Here is a 7373-nt window from a genome sequence, read left to right on the forward strand (position 1 = left end):
AAAAATTGAATTTATATTGAGCAATTTAGTAGTTATAATCAATTATTAAATGTCTTTCTGTAAATATCAAATATTAACAGAATGATAAAAAATTTAAGTATAATTAACATTGTTGAAGATATTTTTATAATTTTGACTAATGTCTTTTATTGAGAATATATTATTTTCCTGTAAAAAGACAGTCGGAAGTAAAACTTCCGATCTCAGAACTGATTGTACGAATAAAATTAAACTATATGAAACAAAGTGATTTAAAGTATTCATGTCTCATTGCGGTTTTATACTTCGGTATGAATGTCAATGCGCAAACTACTCCAAAAGATACTGTTCCGAAGGAGCAGAAGATCGAGGAAGTAGTGATGATTGGATATGGTTCTCAGAAAAAGGAGAATGTAACGGGGAGTATTGCTACAATATCTTCAAAGCAATTAGAAAATCAGCCTAATCCAAATGCACTTAGTTCCGTTCAGGGAAAAGTAGCGGGGGTTCAGATTACCAACGGCGCTGCTCCTGGAGCTTCTCCCAGGGTTGATATCAGAGGAATCGGAACTTTAAACGGAACAACAGTATTTATTGTTGACGGAAGTATAACAGAAGATATTTCTTTTCTGAATCCGCTGGACATCGAGTCGATGAGTGTTTTAAAAGATCCTTCATCGTTAGCTATTTATGGAGCCAAAGCTTCAAAAGGTGCGGTGATTATTAAAACAAAATCAGGTAAAGGAAGAAATGTTTTTAATTTCAATTCTTATATCGGGTTAAAAAGAGTTTCCAACATACCTAAAATGGTTAATAAAGATCAATATGTGGAACTCTATAATGAAAAATTAAAAAATCAGGGTTCTACAACAGGATTTATTAATTCTTCTATGTTTCCTACGAGCACAAACTGGTTTGATGAGATTTTTAGAGACGCCATGATCAACTCCAATGATATTTCTGCCTCAGGAAAATCAGATAAATTAAATTACTTTTTAAGTTTAGGTTATTTAACAGATCAGGGAAATTTAGCTGCAGGTAAAGGAATTAACAGTGGAGACGAGTTCCGCAGATTTACTTCAAAGATTAATTTAACGTATAAATTAACGGATCATTTAACGGTAGGTACCAACTCAACATGGAGTACAACACGAAGAGATAATGCAAACAATCCTACGTTAACAGCATATCTTTCTCCACCTGTTTACAGCCCAATGAACGCAGATGGAACATACGGCTATCAAACGCTTGTTTCGCTTGCCAACCCAAGAGCGACTTTAGATCTTTTCAGAGGAAAGGATAATGGTAACAGATATTTAATAAATCTTTGGGGAGAATATAAATTTTGGGACGATTTTACATACAGATTAAGCTATACTCAGGATAATTCTGATGTAAAATCTTACTCTTACAGCCCAGTTATCAACTATATTCCTGCAAGTACTTCACGTTCAAGCTTATTAAGAACAAACCAGATGCTGAGATCGTATGTTTTAGATAATACTTTAACATGGAGAAAGCAATTAGGAAATCATAACCTTGAAATTCTGGCAGGTATGACCAGAAACGAGGATTACGGACTTAATCTTAATACTTTTGGAAGAGATATCGTGTATAACGGTACAGAACAGTCTTTATATTTTTCAGGAAGTATCCCAACAACAAGCGGCGGCGGAAATAATTATGCAGACGGAGCTTCTTGGGAAGTTGGTTTCAGAGACAGAGTGCAGTCTTATTTCGGAAGGGTAAATTACGATTACAAGGGGAAATATCTCATCAATGCATCCATTAGAAATGATGGAACTACGGGATACAGTTCGGATGACAGAACACACTGGTTTCCTGCTGTAAGTGCAGGATGGGTTATCTCAAAAGAAAACTTCATGAGCAATCAGAATATTTTTGATTTATTAAAAGTAAGAGGAAGCTGGGGAAGTTTAGGAAATCCTGTAAGAGGTCTTAACTACGTTTTAACCACACAAACCGGTCTGAATGCTTACTTTGGAGGGGTTGCTTATCCGGGTGAAACAACGACAGATATTATTGATACATCAATCGGTTGGGAAACTATTGAAGGAACAGATTTCGGATTGGAGATGGCATTCCTGAAAAATAAACTTAAAGTAGAAGCTACCTATTACAACAAAGACTCTAAAGATGTTGTATACGGAATTCAGCAGCCTTCTATTTCCGGAGCACAGAATAAACTAGTTACGAATGCATTTTCTTTCAATAATAAAGGATTTGAATTTTCTGTGAATTATGAAGCAAACCTTACAGATAAAATTAAATTTGGAGTGTATGGAAATTTAACCACTCTTAAAAATGAAATCACTTCGGTTTACAACAACTCATATAACGAAACAGGACCTTACTTATTCGGAAGTACAATCACAAGATTAGAAAAAGGTGTTCCGGTAGGTTCATATTACGGATTCCAGGTAGCAGGAATCTTCCAGAATCAGGCACAGGTAAATGCTGCACCTAAGCAGGTGGGAGCTGCTGTCGGAGGATTTCAGTTTGCAGATATTAACGGGGACGGAGTTATTGACAATTCAGATAAAACATACTTAGGAAGCCCGATTCCTGACTTTACATACGGATTCGGAATTAACTTATCAGGATATAATGTTGATTTTTCAGTTGATTTCCAAGGTGTTGCAGGAAATGAAATTTATAACTACAACAGAGAACAACGTTACGGTAACGAAAGCTGGGATCTGGATTTCTATAATAACAGATGGAGAGGTGAAGGTACTTCTAATACATATCCTATGGTTACTAATGATCAGAATATTATTAAGCCAAACAGTTTCTATGTAGAGAATGGAAGTTTCTTCAGAATTAGAAATATTCAGATTGGATATACACTACCTTCTGATTTGTTTACTAATGCAAAGATTCAGAAATTAAGAGTGTATGTTTCTGCCCAAAACCCATGGACATCTTTTAAATACAACGGTTTTTCACCAGAAATATTGAATACCTCAGACCGTGTTCAGTTGGGTGTAGATCAAAACATTTATCCATTATCTTCGATCTATACAATGGGGGTTAATTTAACGTTCTAAAATTAAAAAAATGAAAAAAGTATCAATACTGTTATTAAGTCTATTTCTTGCATCATCTTGCGGAAATGATTATTTAGATATAAAACCTGAAACTAAAAATGAAGCAGACAACTTCTTTACAACAGAAGCAGATGCTGTCTCTGCAACGACTGCTATTTATAGCTTTTTAAGAAGTTGGGAAAATTCAGCATTTCCTTCGCAATATGTTTTTGGGGTTCCTGCGGATGACGTCCTTAAAGGTTCAAACCCTGGAGATGCATCCTTTATGCTTGCTTATGACCAATTTACCTACACTGCTTCCGATGGCGGAGTAGAAGGATACTGGACAGGTCAATGGAATGCGGTTGCAAGATGTAATCAGGTAATCAGTAACATTCCAAAGATTACCATGAACGAGACATTGAAAAAAAGACTTCTTGCAGAAGCTAAAATGCTGAGAGCGTATTTCTATTTTAATCTTGTAAGAATTTATGGAGGTGTTCCTATCTTTGATGGTATTCCTTCAGATTTAAATTACAATATCCCTAGAAAATCCAAAGAAGAGGTGTATAATTTTATTATTTCAGATTTAACTTCAGCTTCAGAAGTTTTGCCTCAGAGTTATTCTGCTGCGGATCAGGGAAGAGTTACCAAAGGTGCAGCGTTAGGTTTGTTATCAAAAGTTTATCTGTATAAAAAAGATTATCAGAAGGCATACGATACTTCTAATCAGGTAATTGCAATGGGTTATTCTCTGGATCCTGACTTCAACCACCTTTTCAGAATTGCAGGAGAATTCGGTCCGGAATCTGTATTTGAAGTAGACTGCGAATGTTCTTCATTAGGAGGAAGTCAATATGCAGAAGTTCAGGGTGTAAGAGGACAGTTTGGATGGGGGTTCTTCACACCTTCACCTTCTCTGGAGGCAGCATTTGAAACCGGAGATATCAGAAAAGAGCTTACCATCTTAAGAGATGGAGAAACAACGCCTGAAGGAGATGTTATTGCGGTTGGAGATCCTTTATCAGTAAAAACATTTAATCAGAAAGCGTATGTTCCTAAAAGTTTAAATAATACTTCTTGTGGATATGGCTCCAGACAAAATATAAGGATTTTAAGATTTGCTGAAGTATTGCTAATTAATGCAGAAGCAGCAAATGAATTAGGAAATTCTGCAACCGCAATCACGAATTTAAATAAAGTGAGAACGAGAGCCATGTTACCTGGTACAACAGCAACTACACAATCTGCATTACGTACTGCAATATGGAAAGAGAGAAGAGTAGAATTAGCGATGGAAGGAGACCGATTTGTTGATCTTGTAAGAACAGGACAAGCTTCCAGTGCTCTGGCAAGCTACGGATTTGTTGCCGGGAAAAACGATGTATTCCCGATACCGCAAAACGCAATCAGTCAAAGCAATGGGGTGCTTGTTCAGAATCCTGGATACTAAGCCTCATGAAAATTAAAAATTTTATAATATTAACAACTGCCATATATTTATGTGGCAGTTGTTCTTCTGAAGATACTATAAGTAACAGCAACCAACAGAGTCAGGAAACTCCCACCAACAACTACACCGACACCCAACTCATCGAAATGGTACAAAAAGATGCTTTAAAGTATTTTTGGGATTACGCCGAATCGGGATCAAAATTGGCAAGAGAACGATATCATACCGATAATCCTTCTCAGGATGCAAATATTGTGACCATCGGTGGTTCAGGTTTTGGACTCATGACTATTTTAGTGGGTATTAAAAACGGATATATTTCCAGAGCAGAAGCGGTTTCCAGATTGACGACATCACTTAATTTTCTTCAGAATGCCAATCGTTTTCATGGAGCATGGCCGCATTGGATCAATGGAACCAACGGTCAGGTTGTACCTTTCAGTCAGAAAGATAACGGAGGAGATTTGGTTGAAACTTCATTTCTTGCACAGGGACTGATCTGTGTGAGAGAATATTTTAAAAACTCTTCAGATACTTCAGAACTGGCAATTTCTCAGAAAGCTGATGCGCTATGGAAAGGAATTGAATGGAACTGGTATACACAAAATCCCGCAGCTCCCAATATGCTTACATGGCATTGGTCTCCCAATTACGATTGGCAGATGAATATGCCGTTAAGAGGTTTTGATGAAACATTAATTACCTATATCATGGCTGCTGCATCTCCAAATTACTCAATCGATAAACCTGTTTATCAGCAGGGATGGGCCAGAAGCGGAAGTATAAAAAATACAGGATCTCAGTTTGGATTACCTGTTGTAGTCAATCATAACGGCGCAAATGGCACGGTAGGTCCGATGTTTTGGTCGCATTATTCATTTTTAGGACTGGATCCGAGAGGCTTGTCCGATGAATACGTAAATTATGGTGATGCCACAACCAATCATGCTAAAATAATGTATCAGTATTGCGTTGCCAATCCGAAAGGATGGCAGGGATATAATTCGAAAAGTTGGGGACTTACTGCAAGTTATTCCAGAAATCCAAATACAGGAGGAGATGATTACGCTGCACATCAGCCAAATAACGATTTAGGAATTATTTCTCCCACAGCAGCATTATCAAGTATGCCTTACACACCTGCAGAAAGTATGAATATGCTAAGATTTCTGTATAATGAAAATTATAATAAATATGTAGGTGTAGCGGGACCTTATGATGCTTATTCTGTTCATTATAATTGGGTTACGCCAAGATATTTAGCAATAGATCAGGGAACGATTGCACCAATGGTAGAAAATTATAAAAGCCAGTTTTTATGGCAGTTATTTATGAATGCGCCCGATATTAAGCAGGGATTAATAAAATTAGGATTCCATTCTACACAGTATGGATTTTAAACAAAATTAAATTATGAAAAGGATAATACTTTCAGTCATCGCTATATCATCACTCTCGGTTTCGTGTAGGAACTCACAGATTTCCATACAGGAAGCATCAAAAGTTCAGATTGTAAAAAACAACATCACAGACGAGCAGTTAATGGACAAAGTTCAGAAAGATGCTTTAAAGTATTTTTGGGATTATGCAGAACCCAATTCAATGTTAGGAAGAGAACGCTATCACGAAGATAATATCTATCCGGATAATGATAAACATGTTGTGACGACAGGAGGATCAGGATTTGGATTGGCAACCATTTTAGTCGGCGTAGAAAGAGGATTTATCCCAAGAAAAGATGCGGTGAAAAGATTGACTACCATGATGGATTTTCTTGCAAAAGCAGATCGTCACAAAGGAGCCTGGTCTCACTGGATCAATGGTGAAACTGGAAAAACAGTGCCGTTTGGGAAAAAAGACAATGGAGGAGATCTGGTAGAAACCGCTTTTTTGACTTCAGGAATTTTAATGGTTCGTGAATATTTTAAAAACGGAAATGCAGAAGAAAAAGCTTTAGCCAAAAAATGTGACGAACTTTGGAAAGGCATTCAATGGAACTGGTACACAAAAGGAGGGCAGAAAGTTCTTTACTGGCATTGGTCACCCGATTATCAGTGGGAAATGAACTTCCCGTTGGAAGGCTACAACGAATGTTTAATTACATATATTTTAGCCGCTTCATCACCTGCTTATCCGATCGATGCCGAAACCTATTACAAAGGATGGACAAGAAACGGAACTTACCTTTCAGATAAAGAAAAATATGGTCTGCCAATGTATGTAAAGCACAATGGTGCAGCAGAATATGGAGGGCCTTTATTTTGGGCACATTATTCCTATATCGGTCTGGATCCGACGAACTTATCAGATAAATTAATCAAAAACTATTTTGATTTAAATAAAAATCAGGTTCTTATTGATTACAAATATTGCGTTGAGAATCCCAAAAACTGGAAAGGATATGGACCCAATTATTGGGGATTAACAGCCAGTTATTCAAGAAATGAGGACGGAAGCGCAGGATATGATGCACATTTTCCGCAAAATGACCGTGGGGTAATTACTCCTACTGCGGCGTTGAGCAGTTTTCCGTATTCTCCAAAAGAATCAATGGATTTTTTAAGATTTATTTACACCCAAAAACCTGAATTTATTGGCTCAGCCGGACCTTACGATGCAACGTCCATTCATTACAATAACTGGACAACGCCAAGATATCTCGCGATCGATCAGGGAACGATTGCGCCGATGATAGAAAACTACAGAACCGGATTTTTGTGGAAATTATTCATGAATGCACCTGAAATTCAGCAGGGATTAAAGAAATTGAGCTTCAAATCAGAAAAATATCATATTAAATAATTTTTCAGAAGCTGTTTCCCGCTTTCCGCACTCGCTATTTTGGGGTTTCGGCGGCGGCGGGGCCGCCCCCGAAAAGCGAAAAATTGGGA

At 37.2% G+C, this 7373-nt stretch carries 4 protein-coding genes; all 4 read left to right on the top strand.

Translation table 11 applies throughout. From position 1 onward, the window contains the following. Positions 1-236: 236 nt before the first annotated feature. Genes QWT87_RS18200 through QWT87_RS18215 form a run of 4 tightly spaced genes read left to right on the top strand, consistent with a single transcriptional unit; the run spans position 237 to position 7284 of the window. On the top strand, positions 237-3050 hold the full coding sequence (locus QWT87_RS18200; RefSeq protein ID WP_302717846.1) for a SusC/RagA family TonB-linked outer membrane protein: 2814 nt from the start codon (positions 237-239) through the stop codon (positions 3048-3050). Between the two features lie 10 nt (positions 3051-3060). Beyond that, positions 3061-4482, top strand: coding sequence for a RagB/SusD family nutrient uptake outer membrane protein (locus QWT87_RS18205; protein ID WP_302717848.1), 1422 nt, complete (start codon positions 3061-3063; stop codon positions 4480-4482). 5 nt (positions 4483-4487) lie between these two features. Further along, positions 4488-5882: a glucoamylase family protein gene (locus QWT87_RS18210; RefSeq protein WP_302717850.1), complete on the top strand. Its 1395-nt coding sequence runs from the start codon at positions 4488-4490 to the stop codon at positions 5880-5882. A gap of 13 nt (positions 5883-5895) precedes the next feature. After that, on the top strand, positions 5896-7284 hold the full coding sequence (locus QWT87_RS18215) for a glucoamylase family protein (protein WP_302717852.1): 1389 nt from the start codon (positions 5896-5898) through the stop codon (positions 7282-7284). Positions 7285-7373 lie beyond the last annotated feature (89 nt).

The organism is Chryseobacterium urinae, from assembly GCF_030518295.1.
Taxonomy (GTDB): domain Bacteria; phylum Bacteroidota; class Bacteroidia; order Flavobacteriales; family Weeksellaceae; genus Chryseobacterium; species Chryseobacterium mucoviscidosis.

Coding starts and splice junctions, on each gene's coding strand:
- QWT87_RS18215 (WP_302717852.1), top strand. CDS start 5,896: ATGAAAAGGATAATACTTTCAGTCATCGCTATATCATCACTCTCGGTT.
- QWT87_RS18210 (WP_302717850.1), top strand. CDS start 4,488: ATGAAAATTAAAAATTTTATAATATTAACAACTGCCATATATTTATGT.
- QWT87_RS18205 (WP_302717848.1), top strand. CDS start 3,061: ATGAAAAAAGTATCAATACTGTTATTAAGTCTATTTCTTGCATCATCT.
- QWT87_RS18200 (WP_302717846.1), top strand. CDS start 237: ATGAAACAAAGTGATTTAAAGTATTCATGTCTCATTGCGGTTTTATAC.